Source organism: Exiguobacterium sp. s101 (assembly GCF_018617835.1).
GTDB classification, from domain to species: Bacteria; Bacillota; Bacilli; order Exiguobacteriales; family Exiguobacteriaceae; genus Exiguobacterium; species Exiguobacterium marinum.
In genome coordinates this window covers 82430-99631 of sequence record NZ_JACSKX010000008.1, presented here as the reverse complement: position 1 = coordinate 99631, position 17202 = coordinate 82430, and the positions used below count along the sequence as shown (strand labels likewise).

The window sequence follows — 17202 nt, the reverse complement described above, 5'->3', positions numbered from 1 at the left end:
TTATCCCCAATGGATGTCCCGTGCCGCGACCCGGATGTCATGGTGGGTCACTTCAGTGATTCGACCGGAGTTCATCTTGATGACATCGTCTGCCATCTCACTGATGCCATTGTTGTGCGTGATGACGACAATTGTTTTTTTGTATGTCTCGTTCAAACGCTCTAACAGCTCAAGCACCTTTTTCGAATTTTCTTCGTCGAGCGACCCCGTCGGTTCGTCACAAAAGACGAGGGCCGGATTTTTAGCAAGGCTACGGGCGACCGAGACGCGTTGCTGTTCGCCACCGGACAATTGATACGGGTATTTATCACGTGCTGCCGCGAGTCCGACCTGTTCGAGTAGGTCATCGATCGAGAGTGGGTCTTTCGATAGATCGGATCCGAGTTGCACGTTCTCATAGACGGTCAAGTTTTGAAGGAGGTTGTATTGTTGAAAGATAAAGCCGAGGTGATCGCGTCGAAATGACGTCATCTGCTCAGTAGACAAATCAGTCAGGATGGTGTCCCCGAACGTGATTTTGCCGGATGTGACGGTGTCGAGCCCACTGATGACATTGAGTAGTGTACTTTTCCCACTTCCGCTCGGACCAAGAATCACGACGAACGCGCCCTCACGGATGGTGAGGTCGATGTCTTTCAAGGCGGCTGTTTCCACATCGCCTGTCTTATAGATTTTATTGACGTTCTGTAGTTGAATCATATTAAACACACCTCCTTCATTCGTTATACATACTGTACACTTTTCGAGAAAAGATTGGTCATCAAGCACATAGGATGTTTTGTAAAAATAGTGAAACCGCTTCACCTGTGATAAAATAATATAACCAGGTACTAATAAACTTTTTAAAGGGAGAACTTTTCATGAAGATTGCCTATATTACAGACAGCACAATTGTCCTTCCGGATGCTTTAACGAAACATCCTGACATTCATATCGTTCCACTTTACGTCGTCAAAGGGGACCAACCGTATAAAGACGGAATCGAAGTCGATGCGACAACCGTATACGAGTGGATCGATGCGGGAGAGCGCGTGTCGACGAGTCAGCCTGCAATCGGAGACTTTGTCACGCTCTATGAAAAATTGAAAGAAGAGTATGACATGGGAATCGCGATTCACTTGTCATCGGACTTAAGCGGGACGTATTCGGCATCTGTACAAGGGGCCGAGATTGCGAACTTTAAATTACTCGCCATCGATTCAAGGGCAGGCATCTACACGATGGGACTCATGCTTGAGGAGTTGATTGAACGGGTCGAACGAGGCGATGCGCTCGAAGACGTAGAAGCCTACATGAAGGTGCGCGTCGAGGACGTCCGCATCGAATTGACGATTCAAAATTTGACACAAATGCAAAAAGGCGGACGAATCTCCAAATCGAAGGCGCTCATCGGGAACATGCTTCAATTGAAACCGGTACTACGATTTGAGGATGGGTTGATCGTTCCGTATCAAACGGTTCGCACATACAAGAAAGCACAGGCTTACTTGTTCGAAGTGTTGCGTGCGGCAATCGAGTCCGGCGAGTGTCAAGACGTTTCGATTTTTCACGGGAACGTCCCTGAACTTGCTGAGGAGTGGAAACAACGACTCGGTGACACGATTCCGATCCGAGTCGATACGCTCGCACCACTTCTCGGGGCGCATACGGGCTCCGGGTCAATCGGAATTTCTTATGTTAAAGCGAAGTAATGGTTAAGGGCGGTCCTTCTGTGAGGGCCGCCCTTTCTAAGTATTCTTCTGTTTCCGTAAATAGAGAAATGTGATGGTAAGCGAATAGATGAACAAAAACGTAATCAGGAATAGAGAAAAGTCCATGGTTAGCCCCCTCTTATAAAGGTTGTTGCCGACATCAATATTAGCGAAACATTGAATTGGGAATCTTTTCAATATTTCATTGTCTCAACTTTCAAACAATTGCTGGAATGTTTTTGCATTACGGGTCATACTAGAAAAAATGAACGAGAAGAGGGGGGAGACGATGCGATTTCGGAAGTATCTGGTTCGGAGCTGGCTCGCGTGGATGCTCGTCTTCACGGGTGTGACTTATTTGACCATCCAACATCTTGATTCGTTCGATTGGCCGTTGTTTTGGTTTATTTATACGCTTGGTGCGTTGTTTGTCATGAACCCGCTCAAACGTAGACATTTGCATTTCACGTTTCATGAGATGTTCGTCTTCATCACTTTTTTCCTGTATGGACTTGCTCCAGCTCTCCTGATGGGGCAGTTACTCCTTCTTACATTTCAGGCACGGGCCTTCAATCACAAGGTCGGACGCAGACGATTCTTGCATTTTTATCCGCTTAACACGGTGATTGAAAGTCTCCTCGTCTTGTTACCGGGACTCACCTATATTGGGCTTGGAGGACGAATCGGAGAATCTGTTCACTTGATTCAACAAGGCGTAGCGATGCTCGCATTTTTAGGAATGCTCTTCCTCGTGCTCACGATGAGTTTTGCCCTGTCTTACTTTATGGTCGGGGAACGAATCCCGCTACCGATCATGTTCCGTCTGATTCGTTTCGACTGGCTTGTCGTATCGCTCGAATTGTTATTTACGATGATTGCGATTGAGGCATATTTATTGTTCGATTATGTCGGCTTTATCGTCACGTTCTTCGTCTTGTCCATTTTAAAAATGACAATGTCAAAAGCGACGGAGACGGAAGAGACGAAATCCAAAGTCGACCAGGTCGAACGTTTGAAGGAACAGTTATATCGAGTAAATAGCGAGCAGCTGTTGATTGAGAAATTTTGGAACGGACTACGTGACATTGTTGAAGTAGAGCGTGGTTGGCTTCAAGTCAACAGAAAAGGGGAGCGGACGTTTTATGACATGACGGGTCGCATCATCCCGAGTGTGCCGGACGCATTTATAATCGAGCGCTATCAAGATGTAGATGAGTCGTGTTTCGTTTACGACTCATTACATGAATGGCATCCTGAGCTGCAACGACAACAACAGGAATTGCATCACTCGGCGCTTGTCATTCCACCGGTTTGGGGAGCAGAAACGGCTGTCAGCTGCATGGTATCGACGACAGCCAACGGGGCATACGAGACACCGATTGCCGTCGAAGTGAACAGGCTCCTTAAAACGTTATCGTGGTCAATCGAGCGAATCGACGAACGCAATCGTTTGCAACAGGAGAGTTTGACGGACCCACTGACCGGATTACATAATCAGCGGGCATTACGGAGTTGGACAAAAGAACGATTAAACGATGTCGCCTCTTATCCACTCTCGCTCTTCCTCATCGATTTAGATCACTTCAAGTCAATCAACGATACGTATGGACATGCGTTCGGAGATGAGGTGTTGATTGAAGCAAGTCAACTCTTCACACGAAATGTCCGGGCGACGGATTTGATGACACGATACGGAGGAGAAGAGTTCGTGTTCGTCTTCCCGAGAATGGATGAGGCGGCAGCCCATCTAGTCGGTGAGAAGATACGGGAAACCTTGAAACAGCATGATTTTGGGACAGAAGGAATGCGAATCACCGTGACGGCGAGTATTGGGATCGAAACGATTCATGAGTATGAGGACCTCGATACGGTATTGCGGCATGCGGACAGGGCTATGTATGTCGGGGCAAAATTCAATGGACGTGACCGGGTCGCCCACTATCACGACCTATCGACAGAAGTCAGATAAAAGGAGGACCTCCGCACGGGAATCCTCCTTTTGTATGAAATGATTATGAGTTCGTATTATAAAGTTCAGATTCAACCGCATGAACAGCGGCTGACCAGGAGCCATAGCGATGTAAAATGGCTTTTGTTGAAGGTTTGTTATTCCGCTTCGCCCATTCACGATACGCTTCGAATGAAAGCGAAAATCCCATTTCTTGAATGGCTTCACGAAGAGCATCGGATAGTTCTGTTTTCGAATAGGTCACACTCGCCTCAAGGCCCGCTTCGGCACAGGCATCATGCCACGAACCGAACGTTTTGACGATATGATAATGGCTCGGTGCCTTCGGATGGAGCTTTCGCCATTGCTGATACTTCTTCAAGGTGATAATCGAGCCCATGTCTCGCGAATAAAGTGCGAGCGTCTCGACGATGTCCTCACGTGTATACTTCGGCATTTTGTCTGGCAATTCGACAGTAGATTCTCCATGCCATTCATAGCCTGCGATGGCAAGTGCCTCAGCCCATGACCCGAACTGACGAATGATGGATTCAGGGGATGGCCATTTCTGTTCCATCGCGAAGCGACGGTAGACAGACCGGCGTGGACGTTCCTTCAGCAAGTCCCCGAGAAGGCGGATGCAATGGATCATCCTTTGCTGTTCGGTGGACAAGTGATGGGATTTAGTGGATAGCGTTTGACTCAATGATGGTTCCTCCTTCCGTGGACTCAAATCTGAACCGACAAAGATGAAAAAAATGCTTCTACAATCATACTATCGGATTGTTTTTTGGATTTATTAACGTGAATTTGAAATTTTTTAAACAATTCCTAAGAATTAGGTAGGACTAAAGACTCAGTTGATAATTTCAAAAAATGGTAACAGCTCTATTACAAATTAAATCGAATATCGTGAGAAATGTAAACATAAAGTTTTAATCATCCAAAATTGTCATATTTTATAAAAAAGTACCCAACTGGAGAGTTGGGGTCATCGCCTTCGCTCCAGATGAGTACCCTTCTATAATAAATTTAATTTTCAGACTAATCAATCGAATTATGAAATTAGTTCAAAAAAAATTAAACGACTGGTCAATGAAAGTCCGATTCTGCTAAAATAGCCGCATTGAGTGAAAAACAGAAAAGAGGATCATCACTATGACAGTTTGGTTATTTTATACGTTGCTTGGATTGATTCAAGGTTTCACTGAGCCGATTCCGATTTCATCGAGTGGACATCTCGTTATCTTCCAAGAACTATTTAACATTGACTTGCCGGGATTGTCATTTGAAGTTTTCGTAAACTTCGCTTCGCTTCTCGCTGTCTTAACGATTTATCGAAAGGATGTTGTTCGCCTCATCGTGAGTTTGTGGACCTTCTTATTCAAAAAAGACCGAACGGACGAGACGATGGTCGATGTGAAGTTCATCGGATTACTACTCGTTGCAACGGTGCCAGCCGGTGTCTTTGGTGTCCTTTTCGGGGACTGGATCGGAGAAGTGCTCGGTGGCGTGGCCACAGTCGGGTATACGCTCATCATCACGGGACTCGCCCTTTGGTTCATCCGAGACATGCGAGGGAACAAAGGAGACGGTGGCATCACGCTTCGTGACGCCGTATTGATCGGGCTCGCGCAAGCCGTGGCACTCATTCCCGGAATCAGTCGGTCCGGGGCGACAATCGTCATGGCGATGTTACTCGGCATCAAGCAAGAATCGGCACTTCGTTTCTCGTTCTTCCTGTTCATCCCAATCAGTCTCGGGACGATGATTTTGGATGGTCCGACGCTCTTTACGAATCCAGAGACGCGTGACTTGTTCGGTCCGCTCATCCTGGCATTCATCGCATCTTACGTGTTGACGGCCATTTCGTTGAAGTGGTTCCAGCACATCATGGCGAAAGGCGAATTGAAATATTTCTCATATTATTGCTGGATTGTTGGACTTCTCGTCGTCCTCTTTCTCGCATAATCGGGACGCTACTCTCACGAGTGGCGTTCTTTGTTTTGCGTAATAAAAATAATTGCGATACAGTAAATCTGTACAAACAAATATTCCTTCGGGGTCGGGTGAAATTCCCAACCGGCGGTGATGGGCCCATGCCCTAAGTCCGTGACCCGGGCGCACGTGTGCGAACGGTGGATCTAGTGAGACTCTAGAGCCGACAGTATAGTCTGGATGGGAGAAGGAACAAAAAACAGGTCCGCGTGACCTGTGCTTCGTCGTACGCTTTTCTGTATAGAAAACGTTTATTTGGCTTGCCCAAAAGCGACGGAACCCTCCCACCAAGACCCTAAGGACCTTTCCTTAGGGTCTTTTGTTTGTACGGAAAAAGGAGGGAGAAAGATGAAACAGTACATGGAACAGGCCATTCAATTGGCCAAATCAGCCGATGGTCAAACCGGTGTCAATCCGCTCGTCGGTGCCGTGCTCGTCAAAGACGGACGCATCGTCGGAACGGGTGCCCATCTCAAGGCGGGCGAACCACATGCAGAGGTCCATGCCATCCGGATGGCTGGTCCCGCTGCATACGGGGCGACATTATATGTCACGCTCGAACCGTGCTCGCATCAAGGCAAGACGCCGCCGTGCGCAAATCTGATCGTGGAATCGGGCATCAAACGTGTCATCGTCGCCATGAAGGATCCGAACCCGCTCGTTGCAGGTAATGGGATTATTCGTCTTCAAACGGCCGGTATCGAGGTCAAAGTCGGTCTGCTTGAGGAGGAGGCGCGGGCATTGAATCCCGCGTTCTTGCGGTCGCTTGAGACGAAACGACCGTATGTCATCTTGAAGACGGCGACGAGCCTAGATGGGAAAGTCGCCTTGGAGACGGGAGAGAGTCAATGGGTGACAAGCCCGGAAGCCCGTCGTGATGTGCATGAACTACGTGCCACGGTCGATGCGATTTTGACTGGGATTGGCACGGTGCTTGCGGATGATCCGTCGCTCACGGTTCGATTGGGTCATGAGACGCGTCAACCGAAACGGGTCGTGCTCGACCGTGACCTACGATTACCGTTCGCCAGTACGCTGGCCCGGACCGCAGAAGACGTCCCGGTGCTCCTCTTCACTTCGTCTGATGAAGCAGAGCGACGTGAACGAGCTCAAGCTGTCGGCGTCAAATTATTCGATTATACGTCGCTCGATATGGTCCTCGAAACACTATACGCGAATGGAATCGGGCGTGTATTGATCGAGGCCGGTCCGACGCTCGTCACATCACTCCTTGACGGAGGCTACGTGGATGAATGGGTCGCCTATCAATCACCACGGGTGTTCGGCGGGAAACATGGCGTCTATCGCTCACAACAGGTTGGTTCGATTGAGGACATCTCCCGTTTTATGATTCATCAGGTCGAAACGGTCGGACCCGACTTGAAAGTCGTCTTTCGAAAGGGGGCGTTCTGATGTTCACGGGAATCGTAGAAGAAATCGGGTCGGTCAAAGCGGTCAAGCGCAACGGGCCATCTTTACGACTCGTCTTGTCAGCTGAGAATGTGCTCGATGATGTGAAGATCGGGGACAGTATTGCCGTGAATGGGATCTGTCTCACGGTGACGACGTTCGATGACACGACGTTCTCTGTCGATGTCATGCCGGAAACGTTGAAGGCGTCGAGTTTAGAAGGGGTCAAACCGGGAATACGTGTCAATCTCGAGCGGGCGATGTCGGCGAACGGACGATTCGGCGGGCATTTTGTGTCCGGCCATGTCGACGGGGTCGGACGAATCACGAAGAAGCGACAGCTCGCGAATGCGGTGTATGTCGACATCCGATGTGAACGTGCGCTTCTCTCCTACATCGTACCGAAAGGATCGATTTCCGTAGACGGAACGAGCTTGACCGTGTTTGACGTGTCGGAGCGAGGATTCACACTATCGTTAATTCCACATACGTATAGCGAGACCGTTCTAGGAACGAAACAGACGGGTGATTTGGTCAATTTAGAATGTGATCTGTTAGCGAAATATATGGAAAAAGTAATCGGGCAGTCGAAGATGACACTCGAGTCATTGGCGGAACAAGGATATGGAAAGGCGGGATGGTAATGTTTGATTCGATTGAACGGGCGCTTGAGGAATTGAGACGAGGACGTCCCATCATCGTCGTGGATGACGAGGACCGCGAGAATGAAGGAGATTTTGTCGTACTAGGAGACAAGATGACACCTGAGACGATGAACTTTTTGATTACGGAAGGGAAAGGGCTCGTTTGTAGCGCTGTCGCGGAAGAAGTGGCTGCACGTCTTGATCTTTCGCCGATGGTGACGAACAGTACGGACCCGCACGGTACAGCGTTTACGGTCAGTGTCGACCATATCGATTCGACGACCGGGATCTCGGCGAGGGAACGGTCTCACACTGTTCGTGAACTGGCGAACCCATCTTCCCGTCCTTCCGACTTCCAGCGACCGGGGCATCTATTCCCGCTGATTGCGAAAAAAGGCGGCGTCTCGGTTCGCCGAGGTCACACCGAAGCTTCAGTTGACTTGGCGCGTCTCGCGGGAAGTGAGCCGGTAGCAGTCATTTGTGAAATCATTCGAGAGGACGGGGAGATGGCGCGCGTACCCGATTTGGTCCAAGTCGCTGAACGTCATGGGTTGGCGTTCATCACAATCGAAGCGCTAGTCCGGTATATGGAGACAAACCTCGTCACGCGCGAAGCAGACGTAGCGCTACCCTCATCGAAAGGGACGTTTCGAGTGATTGGCTACGAGAATCGGTTTGATGGGCAGGAGCACGTAGCCCTCGTCACCGAGACGCTCACGGACATCCCGCTCGTACGCATTCATTCGGAATGTTTGACGGGTGACGTCTTCGGGTCGTTCCGGTGTGATTGTGGTCCGCAACTCGATGCCGCGATGGCACGAATCGAGCAGGAGTCAGGCATCGTGCTTTATATGCGTCAGGAAGGGCGGGGCATCGGGCTGTTGAACAAATTGAAGGCGTATGCACTTCAAGAGAAAGGATTGGATACGGTCGAGGCGAACGTGGTACTCGGGTTTCATCCGGACATTAGGGACTACCGGGTGAGCGCGGCGATGCTCCGTGACCTCGGAGTGAAGCGTGTCCGGCTCATGACAAACAACCCTGAGAAAGTCGATGCCTTGGAATCGTGTGGCATCATGGTCGTCGAACGCGTTCCGATTCATGTCGGAGCGCACGAGGCGAACGAATCGTATCGAATGACGAAACAACTCAAAATGAATCATATTGGAGGAGAAAGGACATGACCTATACATTTGAAGGAAACTTAGTTGGAGAAGGGTTAAAGATTGGAATCGTCGTCGGCCGGTTCAACGACTTGATTACGATGCGTCTGCTTGACGGGGCGAAGGATGCTTTGAAGCGTCATGGGGTGAAAGAAGAGGATGTATCGCTCGCGTTCGTCCCGGGTGCGTTCGAACTTCCCCTCGTCGCGAAAAAGATGGCGATGAGTCAAAACTATGATGCGGTCATCACGCTCGGTGCCGTCATCCGTGGTGCGACCCCACACTTTGATTACGTCTGTAACGAAGCGGCAAAAGGGATCGCACAGGCGAGCTATCAATCCGAAGTCCCGGTCATCTTCGGCGTGTTGACGACGGAGACGATTGAACAGGCGATTGAGCGTGCGGGAACAAAAGCAGGCAATAAAGGATGGGAAGCGGCGACTTCCGCCATCGAGATGGCCAATTTATTGAAACAAGTATAATCAAAAGTCGGGTGGTCACCACTTGGCTTTTCAAATGGATAAACTAGGATAAAAAGACTGAAAATTGGGTAAAAGAAGTGCATGGAACGATTGATTTCATTTTAGTTGATAGGGGAGGTTTGGCACGTGGCAACTTCGCATGAATCATTGACGTTACAGTTACAACAACAAGAGCGACTTCATCACCTGCTTTCGTCACTCCTCAATCGCTTTTTGACGACAGAGATTGCGGATTTTAAAAAGCGGGTTGACCAGTCGCTAGCCGAACTCGGACATTACTTTGCGGTCGACCGCGTCTATGTGTTTGATTACGATTTCACGAATCAAGTCTGTCATAACACGTTCGAATGGTGCGCCGATGGGATCACAGCCGAGATCGCCAATCTTCAAGACGTGCCAATCGACGTATTGCCGGAGTGGGTCAACACGCACGTGGCGGGCGAGACAATGTATATTCCTCGTGTAGTTGACTTGCCAGAAGACAATGCAGTCCGCGCAATCCTCGAACCACAGTCGATTCAAAGTCTGCTCGCGGTCCCGATGATGCAAGGGGAGATGTGTCAGGGATTTGTCGGATTCGATTCCGTTGTAACAGAGCGAACGTACACGGAATATGAACAACAAGCGTTACAAGACTTTAGTAGCGCCCTTCTTGGAGCCGTCGAACGCCATCGGATCGAGGCGAGCCGGGAAGAAGCGCAGCGTGTTCTCGCGCAGCGTGAGAAAGAATTGATCGATTATCAAGAAGGACTCGTTCGGACGCTTTTACGCCTATCGGCTCTCCGTAACAATGAGACGGGGAACCATATCGAACGGGTGCAGGATTTATCGACGTTATTTGCGTCGATTTTATATGAACACCATCATCCAGATGTCTCACTGCTATTCATCGAAGGGATTCGACTAGCGGCACCGCTCCATGACATCGGCAAAATTTCGGTCCCGGACTCAATCCTACTGAAGGCGAATACATTATCCGATGAGGAATGGGTCCTTATGCGTGACCACGTGTATGTCGGAGGCGAAGTATTAAAAGTTTTGCAGGCTCAGTTCCCTCAAAATTACTTCATCCAAATGGCCTATCATATCGCGCTCTATCATCATGAACGCTGGGATGGGACTGGGTATATTAAAGGGTTGAAAGATGAAGCGATTCCACTTGAAGCGCGGATTGTCACGATTATCGACGTGTATGATGCACTCAGGACCGTCCGGCCTTATAAATCTGCTTTTTCACACGAAGACGCGATTGCGACAATGCGAGACATGCACGGGACGTTCGATCCGAACTTGTTCGAACTGTTCCTCCTTCATCAAGAAGAGATTGCGATTATGTTTGATCAGACATTTAAAGCACACTGAATCAAAAGAGACGACCCTAAGGGACCGTCTCTTTATCAATTAGAACGTTTCAGATGTTGTCTTCGCTTGCATGTGGAGATGGATATAATCCGGGCCACCTGCTTTTGAATCCGTTCCGGACATGTTGAATCCACCGAACGGCTGATAGCCGACGATTGCGCCTGTACAACCACGGTTGAAGTACAAGTTACCGACGTGGAAGTTTTGGCGAGCAAATTCTTGATTTACACGGTCGCGCGTGAGCACCGCACCCGTCAAACCGTACTCGGTGTTGTTCGCAATCTCGATTGCTTCTTTGAAGTCTGTTGCTTTTGTGAACGCAACGACTGGTCCGAAGATTTCTTCTTGCATGAGGCGCGCTTTCGGGTCAACGTCTGCGACAACGGTCGGCTCGACAAAGTATCCTGTCGAGTCATCAGCGTTTCCACCTGCGACGATGCGTCCTTCTTCTTTTGCGACATCGAAGTACGATGTGATTTTCTTGAAGGCTGCTGCGTCGATGACTGGTCCCATAAAGTGTTCGTTCTTCTCTGTGTTCCCAACAGAGAGTTCGTTCGTAAGTTCGACGACACGATCGAGCACTGTGTCATATACACTGTCGACGATGACGGCACGTGAGCAAGCAGAGCATTTCTGACCTGAGAAACCGAAGGCCGACTTGACGATTGATTGTGCAGCGAGTTCGAGGTCGGCTGATTCGTCGACGACGATCGTGTCTTTTCCGCCCATCTCTGCGATGACGCGTTTGAGCCAGATTTGCCCTTCGCTCAATTTAGAAGCACGTTCGTTGATACGAAGGCCCACATCACGTGATCCTGTGAAACTGATGAAGCGCGTCTTCGGATGGTCGACGAGGTAGTCACCGACTTCTGTGCCCGGTCCAGGGATGAAGTTGAGCACGCCTTTTGGAAGACCTGCCTCTTCCATCACTTCAACGAATTTTGCAGCGATGATCGGTGTCGTCGAAGCTGGTTTCAAGAGAATCGTGTTACCGGCCACGATCGCCGCGACTGCTGTACCGGCCATGATTGCGAACGGGAAGTTCCATGGGCTGATGACGATCCCAACCCCGAGTGGGATGTAGTCATATCGGTTGTATTCGCCTGGACGGCTCTCGACTTTCTTACCTGGCTTGAGTTCGAGCATTTGACGTGCATAGTATTCCATAAAGTCAATCGCTTCTGCCGTATCCGCATCTGCTTCGTTCCATGGTTTACCTGCTTCTTTGACGAGGTACGCCGAGAACTCATGTTTACGTTTGCGGACGATGTTCGCTGCTTTAAACAAGACGTCTGCACGGACGGACGGGTCGACATGGCGCCATGAGTCAAACGCTGTGAGTGCTTCTTGCATCGCACGTTCTGCGAGCTCTTGGTTCGCCTTTGAGACGCGACCGATCACTTCTTCTTTGTTAGCCGGGTTGTAAGACGTGATTTTACCTTCCGTCGTAACCTTTTCCCCACCGATTACGAGCGGATAGTCTTTCCCGAGCTCACCGTTCACTTTCTCGATTGCCGCCTGGATAGCATCGGCATTCTCTTTTTGTGTAAAGTCTGTGAATGGTTCATGTTTGTATGGAATCATTCTCGTTCCCCCTTAAAGTGATGTTGAGCGTTAAAGCGCTTACGTCTGTATTGTATCGAAATTATCGTAGAAATCCTAGTGAAACAATTTTCCAGAAACACATGGCATTGGAGCGAGAAATCGAGTCATGGTAGGATGGGGGAGAACACGGCTTTAGAAAGGACGAACAACATGAAAAAATGGTTCATTCCGCTACTCCTTGTCCTTATGCTCGGGGCATGTGGTAACGATGAAGAATCGACGGTAGAAGAAACGGAACGGCCATTGCTGGATGCCGTGACGGAAGTGTACGCAGACTATCAGGCGGCGCTCGAGTCGGGCGATGCTGAAACGCTCGCGAGCATCGATTATGCCGGACGGTTAACCGATCTTCCGGCAACCGGTGCCGTCACCCGCCAAATTGCCCCAGGTGACATCTATGAGAGTTGGGTCAACGAGGACGAAGATGTGGCATTTCTTGTCCACGAAATGGTCGACCAAGACGGCAACCCGCTTCCGAACCGACTCAGTAAGGTCGCTGTGAAGGAAGGGGAGGACTGGTCACTCGTCATCACACCGGCTGCATTGCCAAAGGATGTGATCGCCGATGTCAGTGAGCTCCTCATCGGGGTGGAGGCGAATGAATATGGGGTCAATGCCGAGGCGAACGCCCGTCTTGCTGAGATTCCGGAGGATGAGGCTGGCCCCATTTATGATCAAGTCAATGCCCAGACCGACTATATGGCGCTCGAGGCAGACAATAACGTCTTCCTGCTCATGGCAGAGACGTTGACAGTTGAGGAGAACCAAACGATCATGACCGATTATTTTAAAGCGTATGAGAAATGGTATACGGACAACGAGGAGACACTTCGAGAAGCGGCTGCGACGGAAAATCCGATTCAGTATATCGAAGTGCTGGACCCGCTAAAAACTAAACTAGAAGAAGCAGTCGATGGTTACGACGAACAACTCGTCGACCCGTCGTTTGGCTAAGGAGGAAAACAGATGCTCGCACCAACATTCTCATTACTGAATCAAAACGGAGACATCATTTCGCTTGAAGATTATCGAGGTAAAAAGGTCGTCTTGTACTTTTATCCCCGCGACTCGACGCCGGGTTGCACGACAGAGGCGTGCGACTTCCGTGATGCGATGCCGAAAATGGAAGGGGCGGTCGTCCTCGGGATTTCGGCGGACAGTCAAAAGAAACATCAGAACTTCATTACGAAGAATGACCTGCCGTTTGATTTGCTCGTTGACGCGGACCATGAGGTGTCGGAACTTTATGGCGCGTGGCAGCTGAAGAAAAATTACGGCAAAGAGTACTACGGCATCGTCCGTTCGACCTTTCTCATCAATGAGGACGGCTATATTGAAGAAGAGTGGCGCAACGTTAAAGTGAAAGGGCACGTGGAAGATGTCGTGGCTGCCATTTGCTCGTGAAGAGAAACAAGCATCGATTTCATTTTTGAAATCGATGCTTGTTTAATTAGAGTTATATTACAATCATATTTCGAAAGTGTTTTCAGAAAGCTTATAACAACAAGGTCGAAAGGGAAATGTAACAATTATATAACGTGTTGAAACCGCTTACTTACAATACCTTGCCTTGACTCGATTGCGAATGTTCTGAAAAATATAGGGAGAGCGCTCAAATCAAGAACGTAGGAGGAGAGCAACACGGTGAATCAAATTGAAAGTTGGCTGGCGAGTTTGTCAAATCTCGTATGGGGGCCACATTTATTAATCTTACTCGTCGGGACGGGAGTCTTCCTGACGATTCGTCTTGGCTTTATTCAGGTGACGAGGCTAGGTGTCGGCTTGAAAGAGGCATTTATTCCGAAGAATGATAAACCGAAGAAGAAGCAACGAGGGGACATCTCGCATTTCCAGGCACTCATGACGGCATTGGCGGCAACGGTTGGTACCGGAAACATGGTCGGTGTCGCAACGGCGATCGTCCTCGGGGGACCGGGTGCCGTCGTGTGGATGTGGTTATCTGGTTTCGTCGGAATGGCGACGAAATATGCGGAGGCGATCCTTGCCGTCAAATATCGTGTCGTCGATGAACGCGGTGAGATTGCCGGGGGACCGATGTATTACTTAGAACACGGATTGAAGAAAAAGTGGCTCGGTATGTTGTTTGCGTTATTCGCATCGGTCGCAGCCTTTGGTATCGGGAATGGGGTACAGACAAACTCGGTCAGTCTCGCCCTGAACAACTCATTTGACGTCCCAATGGTCGTGACAGGAGTCGGCATGATGGCCGTCACAGCGTTTGTCATCTTAGGTGGTGTCAAATCGATTGGGAAAGTTGTCGGCATCTTCGTACCGTTCATGATCTTAGCGTATGTCGGAAGTGGGCTCGTGATTCTCATTATGAACCTTGAATTGGTACCAGGTGCCTTATCGACGATGTTCTCGAGCACATTCAGTGCCGAAGCCATCGGCGGTGGTGCATTAGGTGCAGCGATTCGCTACGGGGTCGCGCGCGGTGTGTTCTCTAACGAGGCAGGACTTGGATCTGCACCGATCGCGGCCGCGGCAGCGAAGACCGACTTCCCGGGACGACAAGCACTCGTTTCGATGACACAAGTTTTGATTGACACGCTCATCGTCTGTTCAATCACGGGGCTCACGATTGTCATGGGTGGTCAATATACGGAAGGGCTTGAAGGAATTGCTCTGACACAAGCGTCATTCGCGTATTTCTTAGGACCGATTGGGGAAATCATCGTGACGGTCTCACTCGTCTTCTTCGCCTATTCGACCGTCCTTGGCTGGTGCTATTATGGGGAGCGTTCGGCGTATTATCTACTTGGGGAGAAAGTGATTGTCCCGTATCGTGTCCTCTATATTTTAGTCGCAGGACTCGGTGCGGTGACGACGAACTTGAATTTGATTTGGTCCATCTCGGATGTGTTCAACGGTCTCATGGCGATTCCGAACTTGATTGGACTACTGTTCCTCTCAGGCGTGGTTGTCGCCGAGACGAAACGATTCGAACTCGAACGTAAAAAAGAAACGGTGCAATCTGCCGCCTGATGAGAAAACCCGCCTGACATATGTCGGCGGGTTCTTTTCATACCTTGAATTGGCGAATCAGTGAGTCGAGTTCTTCCATCTTTTGTTGCGATTGTTCAGTCGCGTGGTTCAGTTCGGTGAAACGTTCGACGGACATCGTCACTTTTTCAGCAATTTCCTGCGTGCCGAGTGCCCCGTTGTTGACGGTCGTCGCTACATCTTGAATGACGCCGATCATGTTCGAAGTCAACTGCTCGAGTTCTCCAGCAGCAGTGGCGAATTCGGTCGCGGTCGTCTCAAAACGTCCCGCGTCCGAGCTATATTGTCCGGCCGCCACTTCCAGTTGATCATAGTCTTTCAAGACGTTCGTGTCGAGGAAGTTGAGCATCTGTCCGGAGCTCTCGTTCAAATGATCGACCGAATGAAGGACGGTTGTTGAGATGACTTGAATACGTTCGACGGTCGCCCGGCTCGTCTCGGCGAGTTTTCGGATCTCGTCGGCGACGACGGCGAATCCACGTCCGGCCTCACCAGCACGTGCCGCTTCGATCGAGGCATTGAGCGACAATAGGTTCGTCTGAGCGGCGATGTCGAGGATGTCGTTTGTGAGCGTCGCAATTTCACGGACGGCTTTCGCATCTTGCATCGCTTTCTCCAAGTTTGCACGCGTCGACTGAAGGACGCTGATCGCGTTCTCTTTCGCCTCCACTGCGTGCGACTTGAGGGAGAGGGCGCGTTCATCGATTTGTCTCGCTTCCGTTTTTCGTTCATCGGCCATCGTCACGATGTGGTGAATCGTCCGCTCCATATCTGAGGCGGAAGCGTTCATCTCTTGTGCGCTTGCGGCCGTTTGTTGCATACCGGCGGTCAAGTCTTCTGTCGTCGCAGCGGTCGTCGTCATATATGTGTCGAGTTCTTTCAACTCTTCGTACATATGTGTCGATTGTTTCGTCACCCCTTTCGTCACGTCGTTCACTTGAAGAATTAACTGACGCAGGTTGGCGATGAACTGATTAAAGTCACGTGCGAGTCCGGCGAACTCGTCACGGCGCTTTACAGGAATCGACGTCGTCAAATCCCCATCACTCGTGGCGAGCTCATGCATCTTCGTTTTGAACTCTTTTAGTGGTTCAAAGATTGATCGGAAGATGAAGAGCATCATGAGGATGGTCATGACGGCGGCGATTCCAAGGACGATGAATAGTGTGAGTTGAACTTGGTCGAACAGCTCAGCGGCGGCGGCTGTGTCTGTCTGGATTTCCTCGCGATTCAAGTTGACGAGGAGGCCAAGGGAGTTCGAGAGTGTATCTGCGCTTGCATCGGCTGTATCACGGATATATGTTTCAGCGGCAGCTGTACCTTCTTCGTTTGAGATACGAAGAAGTTCACTCATCACGTTCTGATAGTCGGTCCAATTCGCACTTGTTTGATTGAAAAGTTGTTGATTCTCGTCCGCGATAATCGTATCGTCATAGCTATCCATCCGCTGTTCCAAAATCGCGACGGACGCTTGAATGTCCCGCTCAATGTTTTGTTTCGTCACCGCGTCATCGACGAGGGCGTGACGAACCAAGTGACGATGTATTTCGAGCAGCTGTTTATCAACTTGATGAATTTGGTCCATCCCAGGTACCCAGGAGACGGTCATGTCTTCTTGTGCTGCTTTTGATACGTTCAGGGCATACCACGAGTAACCGCTTACACCGAGAAGCAACACAAACATGATGCTAAAAGCAGTAATCAGTTTATTCCGAATCGACATACGATTCCTCCTTACGAATCTGTTCTACCTTTAGCATAATCAGAATCTGTCATCGACCGTATAGCTAATTTCGAAAGCGGGTCAATATTCAGACGAGATTCCCCTACTTTATTAAAAATGACACAATTTGAAACGAGATAGATTTTCTTTTT

Annotated in this window: 15 protein-coding genes and 1 riboswitch; of the genes, 11 read left to right on the top strand and 4 right to left on the bottom strand. The window is 49.7% G+C overall.

Features of this window, described 5'->3' with window-relative positions; genetic code table 11:
* Complete coding sequence (locus KNO76_RS08650; protein WP_214884748.1) at nucleotides 1-699, bottom strand: ABC transporter ATP-binding protein; 699 nt, start codon at nucleotides 697-699, stop codon at nucleotides 1-3.
* Between the two features lie 161 nt (nucleotides 700-860).
* Between KNO76_RS08650 and KNO76_RS08645 the strand changes: the two genes are divergently transcribed.
* Nucleotides 861-1691, top strand: a complete 831-nt coding sequence (locus KNO76_RS08645; protein ID WP_214884747.1) for a DegV family protein — start codon at nucleotides 861-863, stop codon at nucleotides 1689-1691.
* Between the two features lie 289 nt (nucleotides 1692-1980).
* On the top strand, nucleotides 1981-3660 hold the full coding sequence (locus tag KNO76_RS08640; RefSeq protein ID WP_214884745.1) for a sensor domain-containing diguanylate cyclase: 1680 nt from the start codon (nucleotides 1981-1983) through the stop codon (nucleotides 3658-3660).
* Nucleotides 3661-3703: 43 nt separating this feature from the next.
* Here KNO76_RS08640 and KNO76_RS08635 read toward each other — a convergent pair whose 3' ends face one another.
* Nucleotides 3704-4345 carry a homing endonuclease associated repeat-containing protein gene (locus KNO76_RS08635; protein WP_026825325.1) on the bottom strand — a complete coding sequence of 214 codons (642 nt, stop codon included), beginning with the start codon at nucleotides 4343-4345 and terminating at the stop codon, nucleotides 3704-3706.
* Between the two features lie 452 nt (nucleotides 4346-4797).
* Here KNO76_RS08635 and KNO76_RS08630 point away from each other — a divergent pair, with 452 nt between their 5' ends.
* The 6 genes from KNO76_RS08630 (at nucleotide 4798) to KNO76_RS08605 (ending at nucleotide 10698) form a co-directional block, all read left to right on the top strand.
* A complete protein-coding gene (locus tag KNO76_RS08630) occupies nucleotides 4798-5610 on the top strand; it encodes an undecaprenyl-diphosphate phosphatase (protein WP_214884743.1) in 813 nt (270 codons plus the stop codon).
* An 80-nt stretch (nucleotides 5611-5690) separates the two neighbouring features.
* A riboswitch (FMN riboswitch) is annotated at nucleotides 5691-5833 on the top strand.
* Between the two features lie 152 nt (nucleotides 5834-5985).
* Nucleotides 5986-7050 (top strand): bifunctional diaminohydroxyphosphoribosylaminopyrimidine deaminase/5-amino-6-(5-phosphoribosylamino)uracil reductase RibD, encoded by a 1065-nt coding sequence (gene ribD / locus KNO76_RS08625; protein WP_214884740.1) that lies wholly within the window; start codon nucleotides 5986-5988, stop codon nucleotides 7048-7050.
* Nucleotides 7050-7691 (top strand): riboflavin synthase, encoded by a 642-nt coding sequence (ribE, locus tag KNO76_RS08620; RefSeq protein ID WP_214884737.1) that lies wholly within the window; start codon nucleotides 7050-7052, stop codon nucleotides 7689-7691. Before ribD ends, ribE begins: the two co-directional genes overlap by 1 nt.
* A complete protein-coding gene (ribB, locus tag KNO76_RS08615) occupies nucleotides 7691-8875 on the top strand; it encodes a 3,4-dihydroxy-2-butanone-4-phosphate synthase (RefSeq protein WP_214884734.1) in 1185 nt (394 codons plus the stop codon). Before ribE ends, ribB begins: the two co-directional genes overlap by 1 nt.
* Nucleotides 8872-9336, top strand: coding sequence for a 6,7-dimethyl-8-ribityllumazine synthase (gene ribH, locus KNO76_RS08610; RefSeq protein WP_026825330.1), 465 nt, complete (start codon nucleotides 8872-8874; stop codon nucleotides 9334-9336). Before ribB ends, ribH begins: the two co-directional genes overlap by 4 nt.
* A 126-nt stretch (nucleotides 9337-9462) precedes the next feature.
* Complete coding sequence (locus tag KNO76_RS08605) at nucleotides 9463-10698, top strand: HD domain-containing phosphohydrolase (RefSeq protein WP_214884731.1); 1236 nt, start codon at nucleotides 9463-9465, stop codon at nucleotides 10696-10698.
* 39 nt (nucleotides 10699-10737) lie between these two features.
* Here KNO76_RS08605 and pruA read toward each other — a convergent pair whose 3' ends face one another.
* Complete coding sequence (gene pruA, locus KNO76_RS08600; protein ID WP_214884728.1) at nucleotides 10738-12282, bottom strand: L-glutamate gamma-semialdehyde dehydrogenase; 1545 nt, start codon at nucleotides 12280-12282, stop codon at nucleotides 10738-10740.
* Between the two features lie 171 nt (nucleotides 12283-12453).
* Between pruA and KNO76_RS08595 the strand changes: the two genes are divergently transcribed.
* From KNO76_RS08595 to KNO76_RS08585, 3 genes are all read left to right on the top strand, one after another.
* Nucleotides 12454-13257: a nuclear transport factor 2 family protein gene (locus tag KNO76_RS08595; protein WP_214884725.1), complete on the top strand. Its 804-nt coding sequence runs from the start codon at nucleotides 12454-12456 to the stop codon at nucleotides 13255-13257.
* Nucleotides 13258-13269: 12 nt separating this feature from the next.
* The gene (gene bcp, locus KNO76_RS08590) at nucleotides 13270-13707 is read left to right on the top strand and encodes a thioredoxin-dependent thiol peroxidase (RefSeq protein ID WP_214884723.1); all 438 of its coding nucleotides are present in this window, start codon (nucleotides 13270-13272) and stop codon (nucleotides 13705-13707) included.
* A gap of 240 nt (nucleotides 13708-13947) precedes the next feature.
* The gene (locus KNO76_RS08585; RefSeq protein WP_214884720.1) at nucleotides 13948-15309 is read left to right on the top strand and encodes an alanine/glycine:cation symporter family protein; all 1362 of its coding nucleotides are present in this window, start codon (nucleotides 13948-13950) and stop codon (nucleotides 15307-15309) included.
* 37 nt (nucleotides 15310-15346) lie between these two features.
* On the opposite strand, the gene KNO76_RS08580 is transcribed toward KNO76_RS08585, so the two are convergent.
* The gene (locus tag KNO76_RS08580; protein ID WP_214884719.1) at nucleotides 15347-17050 is read right to left on the bottom strand and encodes a methyl-accepting chemotaxis protein; all 1704 of its coding nucleotides are present in this window, start codon (nucleotides 17048-17050) and stop codon (nucleotides 15347-15349) included.
* Between the last annotated feature and the right edge of the window lie 152 nt (nucleotides 17051-17202).